This is a genomic window from Phycisphaerales bacterium AB-hyl4 (assembly GCA_041821185.1).
Classification (GTDB): domain Bacteria; phylum Planctomycetota; class Phycisphaerae; order Phycisphaerales; family Phycisphaeraceae; genus Natronomicrosphaera; species Natronomicrosphaera hydrolytica.
In genome coordinates this window covers 135,138-159,361 of the sequence record JBGUBD010000009.1, presented here as the reverse complement: position 1 = coordinate 159,361, position 24,224 = coordinate 135,138, and the positions used below count along the sequence as shown (strand labels likewise).

The following is a 24,224-nucleotide window of genomic DNA, read 5'->3' as shown; positions in this document are numbered from 1 at the left end:
GGCCGAGTTGATCGGAGCGCGGCAGGGCGAGCAAGCCGAATGCTATGCTCGCAAGCTGCTCGACAGCTCGATCGCGGCGTTGGATGACTACTTTGCTTCAAATTTGCTGGACGACCCAGTGGATTTACGATGACACGCCAGACTTCAGACGACCGTGCAATCGTCAGTGAGCACCAGTTCGCCACCTTCCTTACCGCTTTCCAGGCAGCGCGAACACGTGCCAAGGCCTCACACTTCGTCGTGGCCGATGTGCACCATCTCCGGCTGGTAGATCACGTTGTCGATCGTGTGGTCGACAGTCTCATAGCTGCGATGTGCATCACACCACAATGGGGTGGCTGGCACCCCGCCAAACCCATCCCTGCTACAGCTGGAAGTGGGCCGACTCCGTGCCGCGCAATGCTGCGCTGATGCCTTCATAGAACCAGGCCGTGTCGATGACAGCCACGCGCAAGTCGATCATCCCCTGCATGCTCCACTCGGGCTTGTAAGGGCACGTCCAATAGTTGATCACCGCCCTGCCGTCGGCGGTGAACCGGCAGCCGGGGTTGGAAAAGGCGCGGGTGGGATCGTCCTCGATGTCGTGCACATGGGACCAGGTCCGGCCGTCGTCGGTGGAAACCGCAGCGGTCAGGGGGCTGCGCTTGCCGTAGTGGGAGGCGAACTGTGGATCGTAAGGACTGTTGTTCCAGATCATCAGCAAATCGCCCGTCCCGGGAATGCGAGCCAGCTCCGGACAGGACTCGGGACTGCGGAGCCCCGTGGTCTGCGGCTTTGACCAGGTGACACCGCCGTCGGCGGAATCGGACATGAACAGCGAACCAAGTTGGCTACGCATCACCATCAACAGGCGTCCATCACTCGATTCCTCGACGTGTGGCTCCATTACGCCACGCATGGGAAGCTGAATCCGTTGCTCTGCCTCCCGCCACGTCAGGCCGTCATCGTCGCTGTAGAGCACGGCGCCCGCAAAAGGCTTGCCTTCAATAGCCTGGAGAACCGTGACTACCGGCAACACGAGCCGACCCGTTCGCAGGCGTTTCACGACGGCGTTGCACAGGCTGTAAACCGCGTCGCCGCTGATCTCGGCATAGGGCGCAAAATGTTCGCCTTCGTCAGTCGATTTCCAAATGTATTGCGTCGTGGCAAGTGGCGAACGGCTGTGCCGGCGCATGAAAATCAGCAGAATGCCGCCGTCCGACGCGCGGATGAGGTTGGGTGAATACACATTGACATCGCCCGGCGCGGTTTCGGTCACCACCCGGTGCCGTGCCCAACTGCAGCCGCCATCGCTGGATTCCACAGCCACGATGCGCGTGGTCGAGAAGTCACTGCCCGTGTCACCAAATTCCATATAAATCAGGAGCAGTCGTCCGTCAGCAAGCTCGACCACGTCGCCCTCGCTGTTGCGCGGCCACGTGACGGAACTGGCGGCAACCGTGGTGATCAAGCGTCCATTCTCGGATTCGGGCGTATGCATATTGAGTCCTTCGAAGATGCGGCCCAGTTGTTCAAGAAGCGCGGAGGGCCGGCTGCAGAAACGAAACGCAGGCTGCCAGCCAGCCCCCACTTCCCCCCCTGCCGCTCATGCCTGCTTAGCCATTGTCAGTTGGTGTGGCCCGCGGGCAAGTTCAATCACGGTCGCCTCCCACGATAGCCCCTGACGTCGAGTCGCATGAGCTGCGGCGTCGGGTTGAAGCACGGTGCAACCGACCACGGGCGATGAGGCGTGCAGTTGCCAGCCGTCGCTCCACGTCATGCGGATGTTGCGCCTAGCTTCGAGGAATTCCACCCATGCGCGATAGCTCAGCGCCCCGACCTCCGGGTCGGCCGTGGCGGTGAGAATAGCATCAAGCGCCGCATCCTGAATCTGTCGGTAGAGCGCTTCGGGGCCCATCGGAACCGGGTGCAGGCAGGTGCAGATCACGCCGTGGTAGTGCGTAACGGAGGCAGCATAAGTGCGTTCGATCCAGTCATGGGCCGCCTCCGGTGTGGATGGTGCGACCATCCCCTTGTCGTGACAGAGCATGTCGTCCATGAACACCGTTGGCTGCTGGGAAATCGGGACCATCCGGCCGTCTGGTGTGATGAACCGCGCGGCCCTGGCCGAGCCCCGGTAGCCGCATCCACCATAAAGCGGGCAGAAGTTGGTCTCGATGCGATGCCCCACGTCGGCGAGCGCCTCGGCGGTGTCGGTGTAGCCGGGCCAGACGCAGGTGTGCGCCCGTCCGCCGACCGCGGCGTGACCGAAGGTCTCGGCGAACAGGGCCTGTTGTTCCACGAGGGCTTGACGCATCACTGCGGGCGTGGGCGTCGAAGTGCCTGGCCAATAATGCAGCTGGAAATCGTGCCCCTGCTCCATCCAGCGCTTGGCGGCACCGCGATCAAAGTCGGGCATGTGCATGGCCATGACGTTCAGCGTGTAGGGCACGCCAGCCTTGCCGGCCGGCTCGGCAAGATGAGCGTAGTTATCCCAGTCGTACGAATCTGAATCGCCGTCGAGCAGCGTCATGGCGACATAATTGTGAGGAAATTGCCACACGCGAGGCAGAGGCAGCAGGTCGTCAGTAAGCCTGCGAATCAGGCTCACCGTCAGGTCGGCCCAGACGTCGGCCTGGGGTATGTCGGACAGGTGCGGGTCCACGATCTGGCGATCAAGAAAACCGGCTTTGTAATTCGTCGGCTCCTCAGGCTCACCCAATGGGCCGGTACTTGCAATCCGTGGATCGCCCTGGCGCATGAGCGCGAGGCAGGTGCCCAGATCGAACCAATAGATGGCAGCGCGGCCCTGGCCGAGCTCACACTCCACAACCGCCGGCCATGTGGTGAAGTTGTCTCGCCGCGCGCCGAGTTCCACGACGGTCTGCGCCCCTTCCAGCGAACGCAACACGGTGGGCGTGGTCACCTGCACCACCGTTCCGGCATGAGGGCCACTTGCCTCATGGTCAGCGAAGCGCGCGTAGCACGGGGGCGTTCGTCTGTAGACGGAGTGCACCGGCGAGGTCCATCGCCCCAGCCGCTCGACAAGAGCATCAGGCGGAGCCAGCAGGATCGCCCGCCCGCCGCGGCCGAGCCATTCCGCGATCGCCGTCTGCTGGGCGTCGGTCAACGTGTCGGCATTGATCAGTGCCAGCGCCCGCCCGGCCAACTGCTCGCCGGCATCCGTCGCGTCGTCCATCTCGACGGTCTCGGCGCAGAAATAGCCCTCCTGCACCAGCAGTTCCTCGACGAAGCGGCGCATGGGCCGATGCGTCGCCCTCTGCAGCAGGAGCATGGGCTGCGAATGCCAGCGGTCAGTGATAGTGGTCATGATTGGTTTCCAGTGGTGTCGGTGGTGATTCCGGTCGCACTCGCGGTGAGGTTGTCGCCATAAAAGCGGGATAGCCATTGTTCACGGCCGAGTCGCTCGGCACCTTGGGCGTAGCTCGCCGCGCGTTGGGCCAGGTCGTCGTCGGGATGCCAGAACCAGCGTCGGCCGTCGGCTTCGATGACCGGCACTTCGAGTACCAGCTCAAACCACTGGCGCAGGTGAGGCTCACTGAGCAGTTTGAAGGTCATGTAGGTGGTGCCGGTCTGCGGCGCCACGTAGCCGGTGGTATCGGGAATCGCAAAGCCCGGCGGCGTGAGCGGCACGATCTCGAACCGCTGGCCCCGGTGAATGCAGTCGGCAACATCGCCAAGGCTCAACGGCTGGCCTTGCCAGGCAAAACAGCTGTGCGTATCGAGGTCGACGAGCACCCATCGGCCAAGTTGCGGATCGAAATATTCAAACAACATGTGGCCGTTGTCGCGAGCGTCGTAGGGGCCGCGGACCCGCAAACCGCTCACCATCCTTGCCCCATAGCCGAATGACGTCAGCAAGTGGACGCCGACCTGGGCGATGGTGCCGCAGGTACACGAAAGCAGGCCACGTTTCATCCACGCCAACCGCGCTTCCATGTCAAAGTCAGCATGCACCCAACCGTGGACATGCAGCGTCGCGAGGCCGGCAAACAAGGTATTGACGTCATCCTGAAAAAGGATGACCGAAGCGTCGTTGTGTCTCTGCTGCTGGACGGTCGGCAACGCATCAGGATCGCTCCAACGGAGCCTGCCGCGATCGTGGAACATATAAAGCCCCTGCTGATCCAGCAGAAGCGCCTGGTCGCCGAAGCGCACGCGCGTCGGCTCCCGCACCACCAGCGGTAAGTCGCCGGGGGCCAGCGCGTCCGGCATCGCGTCGGCGGGCGCGGTCTCGCATGCGCTTAGACCTTGTCGGTCGATGTGCCAGGCTTCGATGTCGTCGTGTTCGAATGGCATCATTGGTTCTCCCGATCAGTCAGCGAAATTGGCTGGCGGTTCGCCTGCGCGGCGGTGTGGGCCAGGCCGAAAGTCCGGCACGTCGATTGGCTGATTGCCCTGCGCAATCGACATGGCCGCCGCGATGGCGGGGGCGGCCGTCTCGACGGCGCGGTACACGTCCAGTTCGGGGGCCACGTCCCGGCGCAGCGCATCGGCAAATTGAGCGAGCGGGTAGTAATCCAGGCCGCCGTGGCCCGTACTGGCCGCGGCAGCAGGCCCGCGAAGATTCTGCGTGCCCAGGTCCAGTTCAACCGGCTCGCGGGTGTGCCAGCCGCCGACCCAGAGCTTGGACTTGTCGCCGGGGCTGCGTGGTGCTTCGAGCACCCCCTCCGTGCCCTTGATGTGCCACCAGTGCGTGACCATCGGGCCACGCGGTACCGACGGGCTTGTCCAGCAGGTGGCCATGCGCATCACCGCATCCTTCTGCGTCTGCATCAGTGCCGCTTGCACGTCGGGTAGCGGCAGGTTGTCGTAGCGGTGACTCGGCGTCGTGGTGGACATGCCGGTGACGCGGGTCACGCGGTCGTCCATGATGTACAGCAGCGGCGAAAGCTCGTGAGGCAGGTAGGTGATCGGCGGGACCTGCCCACGCCATGCCAGCGATGCATCTGATGCGCCAGCAGCCTGCGCGGGGGTGTAATGCAGACCTTGGGGATTGGTGAACCATGGATCGGTCTTCTCCCCGAAGTACTCGCCCTCCGCAAAAACAGGCTGGCCGATCACGCCCTTGGCCACGATGTCGCGCCAGGTGCGCGCGATGCCGCTGAACCGCACCTGCTCCAGCAGCAGAAACAGCCGCCCGGTACGCTCGGCGGTGAGCACCACCTGCCAGCAGTGTTCAAAGCTGTACGCCACGGGCACTTCGGCCATCACGTCCAGTCCCGCTTCCATCGCGGCGCAGCAGACCGGGATCTGCTCGTGAGGCGGAATCGTCACCAGCACCGCGTCGAGCGATTCATTCGCAATCATCTCTGCTGCGTTCGTGTAGCCACGCACGTTCAGACCGAAATCGTCGGTTGCCCATTGTTTGGCGCGATCAATCAGATTCTGCCGCTGGTCGCAGACCGCTTCGAGCTGGTACTCCTCGCAGCCGGTGGCCAGCCGGAGCACGCTCGCGCCGCGATGACCAAGCCCGATGGCCCCGAGGCGGATCGGTTCGACGGCTGGCATGTCTTCCAGGCTGCGCGGGGTCGTGTGGGCAATCAGTGTGGCTTTCATGGCCGGGAATCCTTGAGGGTTTTATCCAACATCGCCGGCTCCGCGGCCGACTGTGCGGCGAGGGCTTCGATGGCGAAGAACCAGGTGAGCGAACACTCTGTCTGATCAATGTCCGGCAGATCGGTGACGGACGGTACGTGTCCAAGCGTATCGAGCAGTTCGAAACCGAACGCAACCGCGCGTGTGCCGGCGTCGATGAACGCGCGGTCGCGGAAAAACCAGCCGGCCTTGAACATGGCGGCAGCGTCGAGGTAGAGCCCGTAGCCATACAACCCGCGGCTGTCGTGATTGGGGAACCGCCAGCCCCCCCGCTTATCCTGCACCGCGCAAAGCCAGTCGGCCGCCTTGCGGACCATCGGCTCGACGCCCGGAAGCAGGTCGCACCCATTCAGCAGTAGCAGGACGTCCAGCAGCGCGTTGACGTTGTATGACGCCATCTCCGGCTTGAGGCTCGCGCAGGCAGTCCACTGGCCCCCGTGGTGGCCGGGCGGGTCGTACGCGAACGCTTCGCCGGCTTTGTTCCAATACTCGTACCAGCCGCCCGAGTCGTGCTGGTTTTCTTGGAGTGTGCGCAGGATGGCTTGGGCCGTGTCGCGATAGCGGGCCTCGCCGGTCTGTTGGTGAAGGTAGACCAGATCGCGGATCGCGGCCCCCTGCCGCGCATTATTCCACGGGAAGCTGCGCGTCAGGTAGTCGGCAATGCCGACGGCAGTGCGGCGGAAATCCTCACGGCCGGTCAGCCGGTGCATGTCCCAGAAGAAGGCGGCCCCGCGCATGGAACGAATGCGGTGGGCCGACTGGTTGTCGCCGTAGCGGCCGCGCACCGCGCCGCACCGCTCGGGATGACCGCCGCGATTGACAGCGGTCTGCTGGAATCGTTCGGCATAGGTCACCACGCCCGGCCAAAGGTCCGAGCCATCGCCGCGCAGATGGGCGTGAAGCAGGAACTCGCCGTACTCGGCTCGGCAGACGTGCGGCTCGAGGTGCCGGCGGTTGCGGTAATCCACGCCACCGGCGTAAAGGCCAGCGTACTCGCCGCGGGAAATGTGGAAGCGATCCAACTGCGCCAGCACACGAACGGTGTCGGCCGATCCCGCAGCAGCGGGAATACACAACGGCAACGCCGCGCCTTCCGGCAGCGATGGCGGTGGCGGAAGCGGCGAAGCCCCCCACCCTCGCGGCGGGACGGGCACAGCCTCCGAATGCTCTGCCAGTCGCAGATTGGCCTCGCGCGTCTGGCCCTCATAGACCCACAGGCCATGCAACGGCCGCGTCGAGAGCAGGCCGTTGTAGTCCCAATGGGGCTCGATGCGGTGCCAAGCGACCTTGATCCGGTCGCTGTCCATCGCCGCCGGCTCGCACCGCGCCAAGCCGTCGCCGAACACCAGCGGATCATCCGACCCGACGCACATGCTGGCTCGGCCATACGCAAGCGCCAGCGACCAGCAGCGACCGTCGGCAGCAAGCATGTCGGCAGTCAGGTTGTAGTCCCACGGCTCGTCGGACACGTGCCGTAACGCGCGCTTCCCCTGCTCGTCGGCGTCTGCCACCAGTGCCACACGATCGGGCGGCTCAAGTTCCAGCGTCCACGCCCATTCCCGCAACTCGCACGCCTGCTCCGCCGTGTTCAGCAGTTCGCTTCGACAGTGCAGCCCCTCGGCCGCGGCGATGTCACCGGTCACCGTCACCGTCAAACGCAGCGCGTCGCATACCCCCTCGCAGATTCGCGCCGTACCCTCGCCGCGCCAGGCCGACCATTGGACATCGTGCGATATGTCATCCGCACCGACGACAAGCCGGGTCGGCAGCCGAAGTCGGCCGCGCGGCAGCTCGATCAAGCCGGGGGTGTGATACTCAGGCTGCAGCATGCCATCTCTCCAAGGCTTCGAGAACGACGAGATACTGCTCGCGCATTGCGAGAAAGGTGTCGCGCGGTCGGCTCGTGTCCGTGTTGCGATGTTCGGCCATCAGCGCTTCGATCGCCGCATCAAACCGCGCGCCATCTTGTGCGTGGCCGCGCATCGCCTCCATCGCCTCGCGACTGTCGCGGACGGGGCCGAGGGTGAACCGGCCGACATGGCCGCGGTCGATCCGCAGCACAGCGACCACATCGAAACCTTGCGGCGCATGAGCGTAAAACCACCAGCGATGCACATAGGTTCGCGCGGTCGCCAGCGCCCACAGTCGGCGGTCGCGCAACGACAAGGTGAGGCCATCCGCCATCACCTTCAGCGCATCCCAGGGGCGCGCGTCGTCGGTGGCCAGCTGCGCAAGCTGATGCACGTCAGCCTCGCATGCTCGTGCCAGCGTCGCCGACGTCGGATTCACGAAATCCGCCTCCGCGATGGCCAGCGCCTGCTGCGCCGGCTCGATGCCCTGCTCCGCCCGCCACCGCAGCGCGTCCCACTTGGTTCGTACCTGCGACTGGCCGAGCAACTGCGTAGCGGCAAGCACAGCCGGGGCGTAGAAATGCCAGATCAGACTGAAGGCAGGGAAACGCGGCAACTCGGCCGACGCCACGTTAATCGGCGGATCTCGACGCGCATCGTACGGCGGCTGGTATCCGGCCAGCTTGCCGGCCCACCAACCGGCAAGCCCGTCGTTGGTCGGCGACGTCGGCGTCACCAGCAGATCGGCCGAGCTGGCCCACAGCGGTTCCCAGGTCAGCCGTTCCCAGCACACGGGCCGGGCGTCGAGCGCGTCGGACGAGCAGCCAATGGCCGGCATGTGCTCAATCAATCGCCAACCATCGGGATGAGCATTGGCGAAAGCAAGCATCGCCTCGGCGAACGCAGCGCCGACGCGCCGCCAGATTTCCGGCGCATCAGTGCTCAACACTAAGCGGTAGTCAACGTCACTGAGGCCCGGGATGACGTCCCGCATCGCCCCCTTGCTTGCCAGTGCCGCAGGCGCACCACCTCGCGCCGCATCAATCGCTTCGCGGACACGATCGGTCAGTTCCAGATACAGCGGCGGGCTTGCCTTCATGGTCGGCTCATACAGGGGCGGCGTCGTGGTGGTTGACTCCAAAACGGTGCGTCACGCCTTCGTGAATTGCCGGCCCCGGGTGTCCAGTTCAGGCACTGCTGCTGTGGTCGGCAGCGAGTGCAATGCGCGAAATCGCTCGGCCACATCGGCAGACGTCGCCGTCTGCCATGACAACTCTCGCCGCTGACAGATGTCCAGAAAGCCTTGAATGGTGCCCTCAAGCGTCTGGCGTCGGAAGTTGCGCGGGTCGTCATATTCAAAAATGTTGTGGGTGGTCGCGCGAACCACTGGCATGGCCACGCCGTCGCGCACCTGCCGAGCGATCGTCTTGTCCATCAAGTGCCAATGCGATTTAGCATCGACCAGTTCGATGCGAAGATCCTGACAATGCTTCCCGCCCCACATTCGGGAGTCCGGGTCGACTGTCGGCGGAATTTCCACGAAGTCCAGGTCGCCCGGGAGCATGCGGAACCAGCGGTGCGCGTAGTGCACATCCAGGGGCGCTCCGTCCCAGCACGAAGCGCACTGCGGGAGTCGGCGGCCGGGAATGCTCGCCCCCCCGTGGCGGAAGCCGGCATCGGCCAGTAGCGGATAGGTGGCGTCGTTAGCCGATCCATATCCGAGACAGACGCTCAGCGGCGGCCGCCCCATCACCTGAGCAAAGCGATCAACGTTGTCCTGGATCACTCGCCGCTGCTCCTCCGCCGACAGCAGGCCGAGAAACTCCGGCGCATCATGCTCGCCGGCATGGATGTGCACGCCGACTTCATGGCCCCGCCGATCCAGATCCCGATAGACCGCCGCATGGGCCTCAAGGTCTGGACTGATGACGTAAAACGTGCCGCGCAACTTGTTGGCCTCAAGCACATCGGCAAACCCGCGCGTCGATCGTTCTCCCAAGGCCGGGTCGGCAATCGACTGCTGCAGAGCCTCGCAGTCGATGGACATCACCAGACGCACCGGCTCGATGGTGGACGCAGCTTCCTTCCGCGAAGGCGGGGCGTCGTTGGGCTGTTTACTGCTCAAGAGAAATCTCCCACAGGTAACCCGGACGGCGAGGGTGATCGTTTTCGGCGGCGAAGAGCACGCCGTCGGGCGTGATGGTCACGTCGTGACATTGCCAGAGTTCGTCGCCCTCGGCCGTGACGACGGGCGGGCCTGACTCGTACGCTCCGTCGCGCGGATCGACGCGGAGCAAACGGCAATGCCCCGCACGGCCGACCACGCCGTAGGCATAGCCGTCGCAGTGCATCACCAGCGACGTCAGCCGCGATGGCCGGTCGGCGATGGGCGTGCCGAGGTATTCCCCCCTGCCGGTGTCGGTGTCCACGCGGTAGAGCGAACCGTTATCACCGGAGGCGAACAGTTCGCTGCCGAGGTTAAACAGGCCCTCCACCTTGGCATGGCCAGTGGTTCCGTCACGCCGCGGCAGACCATGCTTGTGATAGACAATGCGGTCGGCCTCGGGATCGAAACACGCCAGGCGATGCGCTTCGGGACCGGACTCGGCCTGCCAGGCCCGCGTCACATGCCAGCCGACCCACGCCCGGCCGACGTTGTCGAGGCAGACGTTCTCGCCCTGCGCCATCGCCATACCACTGCTGATCGGCCCGAGATCTCGCGTCTCACCCGTGGCCAGGTCGTATGCACTAAGTCGCTCGGGGGTGAAGTGCATCGCGTAGATCCTGCCTCGCGCTTCGTCCAGCGCGATCGACTGGATGTAGATGTGCGGCAGTGGAATGCCCAGTTTTTCAGTTCGTCCGGTGGGCAGGTGATGCCGGAACAGCCCGCCGCCTGGCGCTTCGTAATAGCGGTCGACGTCGTGCAGCAGCGCCGTCGCTGTATAGAGGTATTCGCCTGCCGAATCCATCTGCATGGATCGGTGAAACTTCGCATCGTACTGGTCAACCACCGCGTCGAACCCCAAGTCAATGAACGTACCCGTCGTGCGGTCGAAAGCCTTGAAAATGTCGGCCGCGAAACTCGTGATGCCGCAATAGACGCGATCGCTCGCGGCGTGATGAACCACGCCGTCGAAGCTGATCCAGTCTGCGCGCCAGTGCGGGTCAGCGATCATGTCGGCATAGTTCCAGCGATGATGCACCTGCTGGTTCCATTGATCGCCGAAGTCGTGATCCTTGAGTTTGTGAGCCTTGATCGTCATGGACATCTTCCAGTAAAAGCATCGAAACACGCGGGATAAGAAAAAAGCAAAGCCGCAACGCGCAGAACCTGTTCGACATCGGTGTGTTCGGGAACAAGGCGCAGGTTTCGCCGGTCGAGTTGAAACACCCATCGCCGCATCCGCTGTTCGAGTTGGTCGAGCCATTGCGGATGATTCTGGAGCACATAGCCGCTGGCAAGCACCTGGTCGGGATCCAGCATGTTCAAGGCCGTGGCCAACGTTCGGGCCAGATCGTCGAGCACCTTTTCCATGACACTGACCACGGCACCATCCCCGGCCAGCCATGCTTCATAGACCGCGTCAAAGGCCTGCGAGGGCGGTGTGGCGGCGAGCCACGCCCGGTCCAGGCGGGTCATGACCGCCGGGGTCGCTCGCTCGATGAGTGCCCGGCAAATCGCCGGCCCGCTCGCCAGGGCTTCCAGGCAGCCGCGCCGGCCGCAGCCGCACAACGGCCCGTCCGGATCAACAATGGTATGACCGAGCTCGCCCGCCATGCCCGAGGCTCCGGCATGCGGCCGCCCACCGGTCAACTGGTGAGCGCTGACCCCGTCGCCGACGTTGAACCGGACCATCATGCGCGGCCGCGGCGGCTCGATCCCCTGGTAGGCCGCGATCAAGTGGGCATGCTGAAGTAAGCGAACCTCCATACCCAGCGCCGATCGGCAATGCTGGATGGCCTCCACACCAATCCACGGCAGGACCGAACTGCTCACCACCCCCTGGGCCATCGTCAAGACATTGGCCGAAAGCGCCAGGCCGGCAAACTGCTTCCGCTTCATCCCGGCCTCAGCGCACGCCTCGTCGAAGCTCTCAACAATCAATTCCAGCACCTGCCCCATCTCCCGGGCGCGGAATCGGCGATCGTGACGGCCGACCAGCGACAGGTCGCGGTCGACGAGGCCGACGCTCAAGGAGGAACCATCAAGCGCGCAAGCCGCGACAGGCTTCAGAAGACGTGGCCGGTAGCGAGCCGCCGGTCGGCCCCGTCGGGTAGCGCCGGCCGATACCACCGACTCACGCTCGATCCGGCCTTCCTCGACCAGTCGCTGCACGATGCCGTTGGCGGTAGACGTCGGCATTTCCAGCGACCGGGCCACAGCCGGAATGCTGAGGTCGCCACTGGTGACTAAAACGCCGAAAATCGCGTTATCAATCAGGCTATGACCGCTCATTAATTCTTAAAATAACGTATTAACACATGAGTTCAATTGTATTTTTTCGAAATTCGAAGAAAATGTCATTATGCGCGGAAGGCGACGTGAGGGTCGTCGCCGCACCACAGGGGCTTGCCCCGCCGATTCCGCTTCACAATCATGCTGTGGGTGCCGTGAACACGTCGCGCGGATCGTGAATGTCCCAAGCCACCGACCTCGCATGCGGACGGCGTACGCCGGGAACGTTATTGAAACGGTCCGCCAGTCCGCTGTAGGCATACTCGTAGCCCACCTCGATCGGCAGCGAAAGCTTCCAGGCCTGCGCGGGATCGATGGCCCGCATGGCCGTGGCAATGTCCCGCCGGATGTTCAGACGCACTTCGTCCGGCGGATAGAGTTCACAGGTGGCCCACCCCGTTCCGCGCTTGGTCGGTGTGGTGAGGGCATGGGGGAACAACCGGCGCGTCTCCTCGCACAGGGCCTCGTCGCCCGAGGTGTAGACCAGCGGAACGCCGAACGCCCCTGCGTACAGTGCCATCTGGCTCATCTCGCCATGCTCTTCACCGTTGAGGGTGAAGCGGCAGATTTCCTTGGGCATCTGCGTGTGATCGAGGAAGCCGTTGAGCGTCCCGGCCATGGCGTGCTGGCCTATGATCGCCAGCGCGCTCACTGATTCGTCGAGCCCCTCCCAGCGCAGCGGCCGCCACGACCTGACCCCCATCTGTTTCGCTCGCGGATCAAGACGGTCCGTCACGAAACCCTTGAACCGGTTTCGGCCATGCCCATCAAGCACACGCACCTCGGTGGCGCCGGCATCAAAACAGCCGGCGACCGCCGCATTGACCTCATCGGTGAGGTGCCTCCGACCATCGAGGTAGATCGGCGCTTCGTCGTCCGTGGCGTAGCACTGCTCCCAATCGTCAACGCCGGCAAGACCTTCCATGTCGGTACAAATCCAGACGATCATTCAGGTACCCTTTTGTGATTCCCGATCACGGGTTGCCAATCAGGCCTTCAATTGGCCATCACGCAACACAACATCAAAGGACTCGGCTACCGCCCCGGCTCGCACAATGGCAAGCGGTGGGAACATGCCGCTCAGGGGCGTACTGCGGATCGGCGTCGCCGCCTGATGGCGTCGATCATGCCACGGGCGTTCAAGCCCAGCACCTGCCGCTTGGCCTCGAGCCCCAAACGGGAGAAGACCACCCAGCCCATCTGCTGCCGCGGATCGCGCATCGGCAGGTCACTGCCATACACCACGCGGTCGGCACCGGCACCGTTCACCAGATGGTCGACGATTCCCATGCAGACCGGTGTCAATGTGATCTCCAGCATCACGTTCGGCCACGCCCGGGCCACGCGAATAGCGTGGTCGGCCATGACGTAGCTGCTGCCGCAGTGCGCTACGACAAACGTAAGGCCAGGCCAGGCCGGCGCCAGTGCATCGATTTCCGAAAGATCCTGCCGATTCACATGCAGCAGCGCATAAAGCCCGTGCTCTTCGCCGAAATGCCACCAAGGCTCGTAGTCCGGATGGTCGTAGTGCTTGCCATAATGCGGATAGGGCTTGAGGCCGAGCATGCGCGGGTCGGCGAAACAGGCTTCCATGTTCCTGCGCATCTGCTCCGGGCTGTCATGGACGACGTCGAACGTACCCAGCCCCCAGTAGTCGTCGGGCATGGCATCCAGCGCCGCACGCACGCAACGATTCCCGTCGTCAGCGAACGTTGCCACCGGGCCATGCCAACTCATCATGCCCATCGCGTCGACGCCCATCCGCCGGGCGAGTCGCGCGACGCCGGCCGGCCCACCCTCGAACATCGTGTACGCGCCGCCGGCGCCGTTCAACCCTTCGTCGAGGATGTGGGTGTGCATGTCCAGCACCGGCGTGGGCAACGGCTCCCCCCGCCGCCCCGCGGTCATCAGTTCGTCCTCACGCCCGTTAACATGGACGCGCGGCGGCTTCACACCGTGGAGCAGCCGAACAAGGTTGCCCCCGGCCACCTTGGCTCGCACGTCGTCGCTGACGTCGGCATAGTCAACGTAGCACCGGTGGGCTCCCATCGACATGTCCGTTGCGTTGGAGGCATAAACAAGCTGGTCCTCGCATCCGCGTTGCGCCAGCCATTCCAAGCCACAGTTGATCTGGAAGTGGTCGAAGGCGACGTGCAGATTGCGATGATGCAGCAACATCGGCAGCGCCCACCGCTGCCGCGACCAACCCAGGCCAACCATCAGGATCGGCAGCTTGGGGTATGCCTCGACGAGATATTCCACATCGGCCTCGCCCGCGTCGCGCATGTCGAGGATGGTCAGCGTCGCGGTGCGCTGCAACTCGTCCAGCAACGGCCGACTGGTCGCCGCGGGAATCCGCCACCCGTTGGTCGTGGGTGACAGGGTGACCGCCGCGACCGCATACTCCTGCCTCAGCGCGGTCAGCGCCTCAGGCTCGGGCATCTCACCTGTCCAGTGGGGCATCACGTTCCAGAGGGGGAACAGATGGTCGTAAGGCGCCAGTGTCTCCACCAGTTCCAGATTGCCGCGCATCGGGTCGTACAACGTGCACGCTGTCGACGTCACCAACGCCCCTGAAATCGAGCAATGATCCATCTCCTCGATCAGGTGCTCCAGCCGCCAGGGTTGCGCACCATGCTGAAATGGCTTGGGGCCGTAGCGGGTGAATGCATCGAAGAATGTCGGACCGTCACTCATGTCGATTCCCTCTGCCTTCTGTGCGGCCGTGCTGCCATCACGATGCCTCTCGCAGCCTCGTTCGCCACGATTCTATGATGACCTCGCCGCCGCTGCCCTGACCCATCGAACCTGCTTTTCCGCCTCCGCCGGCCGAAGGTGGGCGAACCTCCGCCCGGAGATCGCAATCTGGCTGCTGCATGTCACGCGGCCTGCACACCGATTGATTCTGTTCACGCCCATCCCGGCTTCCCGTAAGCCGGGGCAACTCGACCGCCGCTGCGACTCGCAGCGGCCCGCCACACCCCATGCGGCGTCCTGTCAATAGACGGCAGGCACTTGTTGCTTCGCGGTTTGATGATGGCTGAACAGTTGCATGGTTTCCGGGCATTATTCGGTGCCGACAGGCACCTCGAAACCGAGCAGATCCTGCGGAGCTATCCATCCTTCACCGACTTGTTCGCGGAACGCTTCAGCTTCCTCAAACGAGAGGTAGCCCACCGTGTGCAGGCGGCTGATCGCCTCCTTCAGCATCTCGTCCGCCTGCCGGCGGTCACCACGATGATGACGATGCGAAGCTTCGATGTAATACGCCACCGCTTCGAGGAACGCTGGGATTCGCTGCACCATCGCCACTTGTTGCACATGGATCGGGCTCTGCGCCATGTTGGCCCAGTTGGTACGGCCGTAGGCTTCCTGGAGAATGCTCGTGTCACCGATCACGTTCGTCCGGAACGCCTTCACGGCTTCGACGGACGACTGCCCTGCTTCGGCGGCTTTGGTAAACAAAGCGGTGACGGCCTGACGCTGCCGGACGCTGTCCAGCGGATAGGTCAATGCGAAACCCTGCGATTTGAGCCGTGCGGTGAGGGCGGCGAGGTAGTCGAACACCGGCCGAGACGTCCGCCGCCCCGACCACATCAACTCCGCCGCGGCAGGCATGTTCGATCCATTCAACGCCGCTTCCCACTCGGTGAACATCATCCCCCGGGCCGTGCCGTTTGCCACGTACGGCTGTAGCGCCTGATACCACAGCAGATTGTTTTCCATCCAGTAACCCGACGGCGTGCCGACCACCTCGAAGCCCATCGCGGTCTGATGGCGGAGTCGCTCCTGCATCTGCTGGAAGTGCTCATCGCTCGTATGGTAGATCCACGGACACACGATCAGGTCTTTGGGAAGCTCGTCCGCATGCTCATAAAGAATGCCGTAGCTCGTGCCGCTTCGCTGATGGCGGAGCAGGTCGTCCCACAGCAGAATCACAACATCCGGGTTGTGTGATTTGAATCGTTCATACACGTGAAGCACGTGCTTGAGCACCAGCTCGCCGCCTTCCTTGCCGCTTTCCAGGCAGCGCGAACACGTGCCGAGGTCCCACACTTCGTCGTGGCCGATGTGCACCATCTCCGGCTGGTAGATCTCCATCACGTTGTCGATCGTGCGGTCGACAATCTCATAGCTGCCCGGGTCCGAAAGGCAGTACGCCTTGTGCGCGTGCGGTGTCACATGGTTGTAACTGACCAGCACGGTCTGGCCGTCTTCTATCGCGCCGCCTTCCAGCGCCTGAACCTTCCAAGGCTCGTGAGCAGCATGATACGGACGGACCGTGTGGCCGCGGATGATGCGGAAATCTTCGCCTTCTTCGTAACGCGTCTCGCCATCTTCGCTCTTCACGATGATCGGCGCGTGTTCGTTCGTGACCACGTTCGTCTTCGATAGCGCCGTCGGTTCCGCAACCTTGATTTGCACCGGCTCGTCTTCGATCCAGATGCCTTCGCTGAGCATCGGATCCAGGTCGGTCACGCCATAGCCCCAGCCCGGCCCCTGTACCAACGGCACGGGTTCGATATGCAGTTCCCTCGCCCGCTTGAAGAAATACTCACCCAATCGCCGACGTTCGTCCGTGGGGTTGAACCACCAGTTCTGGTGATGATTCCACAACGTCTCCATGATGACGACGTTCATCTTCGCCGCGGATGCACTTTCAAGGTAAAGATCGATCAGTTCCTTGCTCGTCGCCACTCGGCCGGCGAAATTCCCGTACGCCATCCGCCATTCCATCTCCGGCCAGTCGCGGATGGCCAACGCCGGCACCGACAGGTCGCCGCGCACCAATTGACGTAGCGTCTGCACCCCGTACAACGCACCGCGGGCGTCGTGGCCTTCGATGACCACGCGGTTGCGCTGCACGAACAATCGGTAGCCCTCGGCCTGCGTTTCGCCGATCTGCCGCCGAAGACGTTCATCGCGTGACGAAGCCGACTCGCTGTCCGCCCGACTGATCAGCACATGCGAACGACCTTCGGCCTCGGCAGGATCGTCCACGATCGCCAACGCCAGGCCCGCGCGATGCTTCAAATCGTCGGCCAGCAGTTCGGCCCCAATCCGGTCCTCCTCGTTGAGCACAACCAGGACGGTTTGCTCGTCAAACTGAAAGGCTCGCTCGCCTTGCAAACTGAATGTTCGCTGCGGCTCTGGCAGCACGCCCGTGCGATGGCGATACGCATTCAATTGCGCCTGCGTCATCTCCGCCACGCCCAGCAGCGTCAGCACTGCCACCAGCCCCGGCATAGCAAACCACGAAATACGAGCCACCACCGGATTCAGCAATTCCTGGATCATGAAATTTTCCTGTTTTGCGTTCCTGTCAATCATCCCCAGCAGCAAGCTAAGGGAACCGTCACATCAACCGGTCCTCGGCCAATGCCACCTTCACGCGGTAGTCCTCACCACGCATACTTCTGTCAATCGCGACGCTCAGTCGCTTCGACTCCAATAACGCAGCGCCGGCACGTCGCGCGACGTCGCTGCGTGGCCATCAAAATAAAGGTAGTTCGCACTGTCACGATGCCGTTTGTCAATTCCGCCCACCTGCATCGGCTGCGTGGCCCGCCACGAAGGAATCGCAAAGTGATCGCCTGTGTACTGACCGCTGGCCTCTGCGACGGCGATCTTGCTGGCAGGCTTGAGGATCTCCACATCATTGACCGTCCGCTCCCGCCGGATCGATGCAGGGGCATTGTTGAACACCTGCCACATGAACGCCTGATTCACCCGATAGCTGTGCGTATAAATCAACCAGGTGGGGTTGTCATCGGACGGGCACCTGAAAAACGGATTGTGGAACGTGCCAGCCTGGTTTGCCGGAGCCCCATTCCATGTGTCCAGCGTGCTAGTCCATGTGGAGATCAGCGACGCCCAGCCCGGCGTCGCCACGGCCGCGTGCGGATACCAACCGTCACCATCCTGTATATAGCCAGCAAACATCAACCCGATCTGCCGTTGACCCGAGAGACACTGGATCGCTCGAGCCTGCTGTCTAGCCGCCCCCAGGGTTGGCATCAAAAGAGCAATCAGCAGAGCGATAATGGAAATCACAATTAGTAGCTCAATCAAGGTGAATCCACCGCGCGGCATGGTCTGGTTCATAGTTTCACGCTCTCTCTTGCCGTGACTCCCGGGACTGCCAAGCCATCGTCCCGCCGGCGTGAATCCACTTGGCCGACTACGCGCTTTTTAGTTGGTGGCCCTCAGGTAGTGGGTCTCACTCCTGAGTTCAGGCGTGTTCACCTCGCTGCCGGCATGGCCGTCGAGCCAGAGGACGTTGATTGCTCCAGTATGCCATTTCGTTGAAACCGTCATGGCGCTGAAAAGCGTACCCGTGTCCTGCTGCGCACCATCAAAATGGTTGCTGAGGACGAGACTCAGATTGCGATCCGCATAGTCTGTCTCGGCAATGCTGATCGTTCGCGAAGGACGGTCAACCGCACCCAGCGGCACCCGACCCCGGCCGATCACGCCTGGGACGAAAACACCGGCAACGAGCATGTTCTGCGCATAGATCAGGCCCGGGTGACGGGTACCGGGTGCAAGACCGGTGTTGGTGCAATGAAACGCTTCGTAATCGGGGGAGTTATTGCGGTGGACGGCCGCCGGGTTCACGCCGAAGTAAGGCCGAAGATAATAGACCCACGAGTACCCATCCGTTTCGGCACCGTGCAGGCTCATTGGAAGCTGATCATCATCGTCCTGAGCGTAGATTGATTGGATGATGCCGAGTTGTCTCTGATTGGACAGACACTGGATCTGCCTCGCCGTCTGCCGTGCCGCCGAGAGTGCCGGCAGGAGTATGGCGATCAGTAGAGCTACGATGGAGATCACCACCAGAAGCTCAATTAACGTGAAACCACGAGTCCGGGTAGGGAAGTGAGACATTTGTGAAGGTCCTTTCTGTACTACTTGCAGGCAGGGGCTCATCAAAGGGATACCCGCTTTGGCGAAAGCCGTTCGGGTAAAAGCGAGGCAGGCCGGGTCGGGCCCGCCTCGCGAAGGTTCGGATCAGGCCGTCTGCCGACGCCGACGCGCGAGCATCAGCAGCGAGCCGACGCCCAGCAGCGCCATCGACGCGGGCTCGGGGATGAGATTGACGTTATCGATGTAGAACTCAGTGGTGCTCGTACCTTCAGACCGGAAGTTCTGGAAGTAGACTTGGTTGAACGCGAGGCCGGGGGTGGTGGTGGTGCTGAAAACCGACGCGTTGTCAAACGTGCCGCTGATGGCGCCGGATACCACGTCGTAGCTGATGCCGACCGTCTTGTAGTCGGTCGTGAGGGTGCCGATGTCGGTCACGGTGCCGGAGTCTCCAGGCACGTACCAGTCGACATTGCCACTATCACGGAAGACGATGAGAACGTCCTGGGACTGGGGAGTGCCGTTGTCAAGGGAAAGCGCGATGAAGCGTGCGCTGATGCCAGTATCGACCGGTCCGTTCGAAAAAACGTTGCGAAGGTCGGCGGATAGTTCGAATGACTCAGGGACACTGTTGTTGGCGGTGTAGATGGCGAGGGCGTTTGCGCTTCCCGACCCGACGAGCGTCAGCCGGGCTTCCTGGCTGCCACCGGGCGTATCGGCCACCACCGCGGCACCGGCATTACTGGATTCTACGCCGCTCCAAGTGCCGAACGAGTTGATGAGACTAATGGGACCGGGAGCGGTAAATGCCTCGAAATCGCCATCGGGAGTCCCGCCCAGTGGCGCGGCGTGCACCGCGCCGGTGGTCATGGCAAGTGCTACGACGGCTGTGGCCGACAGGGTTTTCGAAATACTTTTCATGTTTCTCGCTTCGTTAGATTTTTAGAACATTTTCATTCGACGCAGTAAGGTCGATCACGAAGATGACGCGGAGGCTTTCGCATCCGCATCACGGGGATTACTCGATTCAGGCCATCTGCCGACGTCGGCGGGCGAGCATCAGCAGCGAGCCGGCACCCAGCAGCGCCATCGACGCGGGCTCGGGGATGATACTCACGTTGTCGAAGACACCTTCGCCGCCCTCCCTGGCTCGGATCGCGAATGCGCCAGCATCTTCGAAGTCGGCAGGGGTCAACGTCCCCGGCGATGCGAACGCCACCGTGCCGAGCTCAGATAGTTCGGTCTCACCGAGCGTGACGTTCCGCATGCTCACGGTGTACGTCTGGGCGGTGAAGTCCAGTTCCGCCGACACCTCGTAGGCGTTGCCCGTGATATAGCTTCCGAGGACCGGAAACGTGTACGCACCACCGCTGTAGGTGAACGCCTGAACGTTACCGTCCATGAACTCAACGTAGACCGGACTTGCTCCCACTGCCGGATCTGGCGAGAGCGCCCAGTTGATCGAGCTACCCGCAGTGGCGTCGTCCTTTCGCATCCAGACGGAGGCGGTCATGCCGTCGCCCCACACCCCGGCGCTGCTGATGTCCCGGTACACCGAGACGCGTCGATCGGCGGCCCCTGGCGCTGTCAATCCTGCGCTATTGAGGAAAACGCTTTGTGAGCCGTCCAGTACACGAGCCGAGTCAGACGTCACTTGAGTCCTATTCGCGGTCGTAACGGCGTTTGGCCATCCGGCCCAGCCATCCTGACCGATGACCGTCTGGCCGGCCGTGTACGTCGGGGCCTCAAAGTCGGAGACGTACGCGGCGTGGGATGCGCCGGTGCCGACGGTGAAAGTTAGCAGTGCTGCTGTAAATGCTGTCTTCGTGGCCAATTTCATATTCTCGCTTCGTTAGATTTTTAGAACATTTTCATTCGACGCAGTAAGATCGATCACGAAGATGACGCGGAGGCTTTCGCATCCGCATCACGGGGATTACTCGATTCAGGCCATCTGCCGACGTCGGCGGGCGAGCATCAGCACGGAGCCGAGGCCCAGCAGCGCCATCGACGCGGGCTCGGGCACGGCGTAGACGTTGTCGACGAAGAATTGGCCCGGGTCCCAGTCACCACCGGTGTAGTGGCTGAACTGCACGTTCCGGACACTAAGGCCGGTCGTCGTGGTCACGTTGAAGACTTCCTGGCCATCGAAGTAGCCGGAGGCGGCACCGGTGATCGGGTCATAGTGGAACGCGGCGCGCTTCATGTCGACCGTGAGGGCGGACCAGTTCGCCGGCGATCCAACTGGCTTGGCGACCAGCACTTCGGCCTGGCCTGGGGTGGCATACCAGATACCCTGGAAGTTGAATCGCATCTGGAACAGCACGGTGCTGTTCTGATCGCCCGACCGAAGCCGGAAGGCCTTGTTCGCACCGTTGCCGGACGTGCGCTGGTAGGCCAGATCAGCACCAATTTCCCACGGGCTGTCGGTGGGCGTGGCATACGCGGTCGATGCGGTGAACCAGGCATGGGCAGACCTCGGCTGCCACTCTTGCCAGAGGCGCAGCACCTTGCTGTCATTGCGCGTCACGATCGTCGAACTGGCGTTTGCGGACGCAGCCCAGTTCCACTGGCCGATCAGGTTGCTGTCATTGTCGTAAAAGGAAGCCAGAGGCTCGGTGCCACCGCTGGCGAAGCCCGACTCGAAATCACCGCCAGGGATGCCGCCCATCGGCGCGGCATGGGCTGCGCCCGTGCCGACTGCGAGGCTGAACAGTGCTGCGGTCAATGCTGTCTTTGTGGCTAACTTCATGTTCTCTACTCCATCAAAAAGGTGATAAGGGACGTGCAGGCGTTTGAACGGGATCACACCGTTTCAGTTCAAGTTCGATGACACCATCGAACGGTTTTTTGGAAAGCACCCAGTTCTGCAAACGATCGGCGGCGAGCGAAATCGCGCCCATGTGATCGATGGTCCAGGTCACGGGCCTGGACTCCTGAAAGCGGCGTGATCGCGTGTTCAGGCCCCCGCTGTTGGTGCAGCCGAGTTGCAGGCCCGGCAGTCGGTCACTCAGGCCGGTCTCGATGACGATGTAGTCGAGAAAGTCATCCTGGTAGCAGAACAGCCCGTCGTAGTCGTCTTCGCGGACGAGGCGTTCGATGTATTGAGTGAACTGGCTGACCATGCTGAAATTGGACTGATTGAACTGAGCGACGGCTTTGGAGATGGGCAGTTGGATGGTGGTCAGGTCGGTGAATCGGCCCAGTTCGTCGGCGTGCGTCCGCAAGCCGTGAAGCAAGCTCTGGTAGGGCGAGATATCGAGGTCGTCAACGAGGACCAGAAGCCGTCGGCGTTTCATGCGATTAAAGAACTGCTCGGCGATGTCGCGGCCGGCGGCCTGGGTGTCGTGGACGACGGCGGGCAACTTGCTGCCGGGAATGAGGCGGTCGACGAGCACGATCGGAATGCGGCGAGCGAGGTTTTCGAAGAACGCCACGTTGAGATCACTTTCAACCGGCCAGAGCAGAAGGCCGCGTGCGCCATTGGCCACGACATGCTCGGCCAGTTCGCGCTCGCGGGCGGTGCTGCCATCGGATGAAACGGTAAACAAGAGATTGTTTCGGCCACTGAAGGTCTGCCCGGCGAAATAGAGCACGTCACGGCCGAAGACCATGCCGCCAGCGTAGGGGTGAATCATGCCAAACACGATGGCGGCCTGACCGGCCCGCTTCGATTCGGCCACAAGCACCTGCTTGCCATGTTGCGTGAGCACCATGCCTTTGCTCTCTAGTTCGCGAATGGCCCGCTGTACGACGTTGACACTGACGTTGAATTCGCTGGAGATCGTGCGAATCGACGGAAGGGCCTCCCCAGGCCGATAATCGCTGGTGCGGATCCGCTGCATCATGGTCGTCGCCAATTGGCGATACAGCGGCACCTTGTTTCCTTCGACAACTCTCGACATCATGCCTCAATCGGGCCATACGCCATTAGAGTAATACATCCAACACGCAAAAACAGGCCATACCGCCCCCGGATGACTTCTCGACACTTTTGAATAGCCGCCTGTTTTTAGTGAAAACCAACCATAAAATCGCGAAACATGATCAACAAACCGTGTACGGATGACCGCAAGCCAGATGCGTATTAGTGTATCCTTGTTTTCTGCGGACTGTCAAGTGTTTTTTTTCGCACCTTCGGCAGTATTTGCAAAAGCTGAGATTTTCGACTTCGGCGGCCGCCGTGGAACTCACATCAAAGTGGTGAACGTAGGAAACGTTGAGCCAATGGCGATTTTTGCGGTGCCTCGCCAACTCCCTGGCCAGAGGAGAGTTCCTCCATGTCGATGAAGCTGACAAACGTGTCCCGTTGATAACGTACGAAGCCAACGCAGCTTGAATTCAGTAACTGCCTGCACGTGCTCGAACACTCACTTGGGCGCAGCAATGAAGCGGCGGCGGTATTGGCGCGGCGAGACGCTCATGTGCCTGCGGAAGCTGCGCCACAAGTGAGACGCATCGGTAAAACCCATCCGCATCGCAACCTGCGTAATGCTGACCCCCGGATCCATCAGATGCACGGCCGTCTGCTGGACGCGGCGCAACTGGAAATATTGCATAGGGCTCACGCCCAGGCTTTGCCGGAACAGCCGCGAGGAATGGTCGGGCGTGACACCGGCGGCGCGCGACAGCTTGCCAATATGAAGCACCCCCCCCTGCTCAACCATGCGTTCGATGTGCTCCACCATGACGCGCACCTCGTTGCGAAAGCTCATGGTTTGCACGCCAGGCACGCTGCGGGCGTGGGCGCGGGCCACCAACACGAGCACCTTCGTCAGGCATGCCCGCGCGTACAGCAGGGACGCATGATCGTCATCTTCCGCGGCATGAAGCTGCGACAACTCATGTTCACACCACTGCAACTCGTCCGGCAACAGTCGAGCCACCGCGACGTCCCCGATGGGCTGGGCGGCGAGCCATCGGCGCACGAATAACGGCACCACGCCCGCCGCATCCCAAAAGTTGCGCACGTCGGCCATGAGCCACGCGCCAAGGTAGTAGATGTTGCTGATCTTCAGGTTCCGGTGCTGAGAAAACCCATGCGCATCGCCGGGGCAGACCACGATGGCATCGCCGCGACTGATGCGGCGTGTCCCCCCGGCCGTGCGGTGAATTGCCTCGCCGCTGCGCACGATGCCGATTTCGTGGAACTCGTGGTCGTGCATCGCCACATCGCGATCCACAGCCATCATTACGGCCCGAACCGGCATGTGCCTGTTCAGATGTACCGCCTGCTGCCCGATCGTATAGGTGGATTTCGATGCCATGCCGGAATCATACAACTTCATGCTGAGATGGTACACGCCCGGCAGTCCAAGCATGGGGTAACATGCGGATAGATAGCCGATGATCGCTTGCTTCCGCCACGAACAATCGGCACCGACGACGGAAACTGGCAGCGAGCGTAAATAAGAATCTGAAGATCACTCTCACCGCATCCTTCCCCACCCGCT

Annotated in this window: 19 protein-coding genes; all 19 read right to left on the bottom strand. The window is 62.4% G+C overall.

All coding sequences use genetic code 11. From position 1 onward, the window contains the following. Positions 1-364 precede the first annotated feature (364 nt). A complete protein-coding gene (locus tag ACERK3_14810; protein MFA9479558.1) occupies positions 365-1,480 on the bottom strand; it encodes a sialidase family protein in 1,116 nt (371 codons plus the stop codon). 105 nt (positions 1,481-1,585) lie between these two features. Next, positions 1,586-3,310: a hypothetical protein gene (locus ACERK3_14805; protein ID MFA9479557.1), complete on the bottom strand. Its 1,725-nt coding sequence runs from the start codon at positions 3,308-3,310 to the stop codon at positions 1,586-1,588. Continuing rightward, positions 3,307-4,302, bottom strand: a complete 996-nt coding sequence (locus tag ACERK3_14800; GenBank protein ID MFA9479556.1) for a hypothetical protein — start codon at positions 4,300-4,302, stop codon at positions 3,307-3,309. Before ACERK3_14800 ends, ACERK3_14805 begins: the two co-directional genes overlap by 4 nt. Before the next feature lie 12 nt (positions 4,303-4,314). Beyond that, the gene (locus tag ACERK3_14795; protein MFA9479555.1) at positions 4,315-5,559 is read right to left on the bottom strand and encodes a Gfo/Idh/MocA family protein; all 1,245 of its coding nucleotides are present in this window, start codon (positions 5,557-5,559) and stop codon (positions 4,315-4,317) included. Further along, positions 5,556-7,427, bottom strand: coding sequence for a hypothetical protein (locus ACERK3_14790; GenBank protein ID MFA9479554.1), 1,872 nt, complete (start codon positions 7,425-7,427; stop codon positions 5,556-5,558). Before ACERK3_14790 ends, ACERK3_14795 begins: the two co-directional genes overlap by 4 nt. Continuing rightward, on the bottom strand, positions 7,414-8,547 hold the full coding sequence (locus tag ACERK3_14785; GenBank protein MFA9479553.1) for a hypothetical protein: 1,134 nt from the start codon (positions 8,545-8,547) through the stop codon (positions 7,414-7,416). Before ACERK3_14785 ends, ACERK3_14790 begins: the two co-directional genes overlap by 14 nt. 51 nt (positions 8,548-8,598) lie before the next feature. Continuing rightward, complete coding sequence (locus tag ACERK3_14780) at positions 8,599-9,573, bottom strand: polysaccharide deacetylase family protein (protein ID MFA9479552.1); 975 nt, start codon at positions 9,571-9,573, stop codon at positions 8,599-8,601. Beyond that, positions 9,563-10,711, bottom strand: a complete 1,149-nt coding sequence (locus tag ACERK3_14775) for a hypothetical protein (GenBank protein ID MFA9479551.1) — start codon at positions 10,709-10,711, stop codon at positions 9,563-9,565. Before ACERK3_14775 ends, ACERK3_14780 begins: the two co-directional genes overlap by 11 nt. Next, positions 10,708-11,904 carry an ROK family protein gene (locus tag ACERK3_14770; GenBank protein MFA9479550.1) on the bottom strand — a complete coding sequence of 399 codons (1,197 nt, stop codon included), beginning with the start codon at positions 11,902-11,904 and terminating at the stop codon, positions 10,708-10,710. Before ACERK3_14770 ends, ACERK3_14775 begins: the two co-directional genes overlap by 4 nt. A gap of 139 nt (positions 11,905-12,043) precedes the next feature. Further along, positions 12,044-12,853: a M55 family metallopeptidase gene (locus ACERK3_14765; GenBank protein ID MFA9479549.1), complete on the bottom strand. Its 810-nt coding sequence runs from the start codon at positions 12,851-12,853 to the stop codon at positions 12,044-12,046. 131 nt (positions 12,854-12,984) lie between these two features. After that, on the bottom strand, positions 12,985-14,601 hold the full coding sequence (locus tag ACERK3_14760; protein ID MFA9479548.1) for an amidohydrolase family protein: 1,617 nt from the start codon (positions 14,599-14,601) through the stop codon (positions 12,985-12,987). Between the two features lie 369 nt (positions 14,602-14,970). Further along, positions 14,971-17,202 (bottom strand): glycoside hydrolase family 20 zincin-like fold domain-containing protein, encoded by a 2,232-nt coding sequence (locus ACERK3_14755; protein ID MFA9479547.1) that lies wholly within the window; start codon positions 17,200-17,202, stop codon positions 14,971-14,973. A 135-nt stretch (positions 17,203-17,337) separates the two neighbouring features. Then, positions 17,338-18,009, bottom strand: coding sequence for a prepilin-type N-terminal cleavage/methylation domain-containing protein (locus ACERK3_14750; GenBank protein MFA9479546.1), 672 nt, complete (start codon positions 18,007-18,009; stop codon positions 17,338-17,340). A gap of 87 nt (positions 18,010-18,096) precedes the next feature. Next, a complete protein-coding gene (locus ACERK3_14745) occupies positions 18,097-18,795 on the bottom strand; it encodes a type II secretion system protein (protein ID MFA9479545.1) in 699 nt (232 codons plus the stop codon). A gap of 123 nt (positions 18,796-18,918) precedes the next feature. Then, positions 18,919-19,692, bottom strand: coding sequence for a PEP-CTERM sorting domain-containing protein (locus ACERK3_14740; GenBank protein ID MFA9479544.1), 774 nt, complete (start codon positions 19,690-19,692; stop codon positions 18,919-18,921). A 106-nt stretch (positions 19,693-19,798) separates the two neighbouring features. After that, complete coding sequence (locus ACERK3_14735) at positions 19,799-20,611, bottom strand: PEP-CTERM sorting domain-containing protein (GenBank protein MFA9479543.1); 813 nt, start codon at positions 20,609-20,611, stop codon at positions 19,799-19,801. Between the two features lie 105 nt (positions 20,612-20,716). Continuing rightward, positions 20,717-21,523, bottom strand: a complete 807-nt coding sequence (locus ACERK3_14730; GenBank protein ID MFA9479542.1) for a PEP-CTERM sorting domain-containing protein — start codon at positions 21,521-21,523, stop codon at positions 20,717-20,719. Positions 21,524-21,536: 13 nt separating this feature from the next. Then, entirely contained in the window at positions 21,537-22,679 is a 1,143-nt protein-coding gene (locus ACERK3_14725) for a GntR family transcriptional regulator (GenBank protein ID MFA9479541.1), read from the bottom strand. Positions 22,680-23,141: 462 nt separating this feature from the next. Beyond that, a complete protein-coding gene (locus ACERK3_14720) occupies positions 23,142-24,038 on the bottom strand; it encodes an AraC family transcriptional regulator (GenBank protein MFA9479540.1) in 897 nt (298 codons plus the stop codon). Positions 24,039-24,224: the final 186 nt, after the last annotated feature.

Bases quoted from the DNA above. Each gene is read 5' to 3' on its own strand.
- ACERK3_14735 (MFA9479543.1), bottom strand. From the start codon at position 20,611: ATGAAATTGGCCACGAAGACAGCATTTACAGCAGCACTGCTAACTTTC.
- ACERK3_14775 (MFA9479551.1), bottom strand. From the start codon at position 10,711: ATGACGATCAAGGCTCACAAACTCAAGGATCACGACTTCGGCGATCAA.
- ACERK3_14790 (MFA9479554.1), bottom strand. From the start codon at position 7,427: ATGCTGCAGCCTGAGTATCACACCCCCGGCTTGATCGAGCTGCCGCGC.
- ACERK3_14785 (MFA9479553.1), bottom strand. From the start codon at position 8,547: ATGAAGGCAAGCCCGCCGCTGTATCTGGAACTGACCGATCGTGTCCGC.
- ACERK3_14760 (MFA9479548.1), bottom strand. From the start codon at position 14,601: ATGAGTGACGGTCCGACATTCTTCGATGCATTCACCCGCTACGGCCCC.
- ACERK3_14765 (MFA9479549.1), bottom strand. From the start codon at position 12,853: ATGATCGTCTGGATTTGTACCGACATGGAAGGTCTTGCCGGCGTTGAC.
- ACERK3_14725 (MFA9479541.1), bottom strand. From the start codon at position 22,679: ATGATGTCGAGAGTTGTCGAAGGAAACAAGGTGCCGCTGTATCGCCAA.
- ACERK3_14755 (MFA9479547.1), bottom strand. From the start codon at position 17,202: ATGATCCAGGAATTGCTGAATCCGGTGGTGGCTCGTATTTCGTGGTTT.
- ACERK3_14720 (MFA9479540.1), bottom strand. From the start codon at position 24,038: ATGGCATCGAAATCCACCTATACGATCGGGCAGCAGGCGGTACATCTG.
- ACERK3_14730 (MFA9479542.1), bottom strand. From the start codon at position 21,523: ATGAAGTTAGCCACAAAGACAGCATTGACCGCAGCACTGTTCAGCCTC.
- ACERK3_14805 (MFA9479557.1), bottom strand. From the start codon at position 3,310: ATGACCACTATCACTGACCGCTGGCATTCGCAGCCCATGCTCCTGCTG.
- ACERK3_14810 (MFA9479558.1), bottom strand. From the start codon at position 1,480: ATGCATACGCCCGAATCCGAGAATGGACGCTTGATCACCACGGTTGCC.
- ACERK3_14750 (MFA9479546.1), bottom strand. From the start codon at position 18,009: ATGAACCAGACCATGCCGCGCGGTGGATTCACCTTGATTGAGCTACTA.
- ACERK3_14770 (MFA9479550.1), bottom strand. From the start codon at position 11,904: ATGAGCGGTCATAGCCTGATTGATAACGCGATTTTCGGCGTTTTAGTC.
- ACERK3_14800 (MFA9479556.1), bottom strand. From the start codon at position 4,302: ATGATGCCATTCGAACACGACGACATCGAAGCCTGGCACATCGACCGA.
- ACERK3_14745 (MFA9479545.1), bottom strand. From the start codon at position 18,795: ATGTCTCACTTCCCTACCCGGACTCGTGGTTTCACGTTAATTGAGCTT.
- ACERK3_14795 (MFA9479555.1), bottom strand. From the start codon at position 5,559: ATGAAAGCCACACTGATTGCCCACACGACCCCGCGCAGCCTGGAAGAC.
- ACERK3_14740 (MFA9479544.1), bottom strand. From the start codon at position 19,692: ATGAAAAGTATTTCGAAAACCCTGTCGGCCACAGCCGTCGTAGCACTT.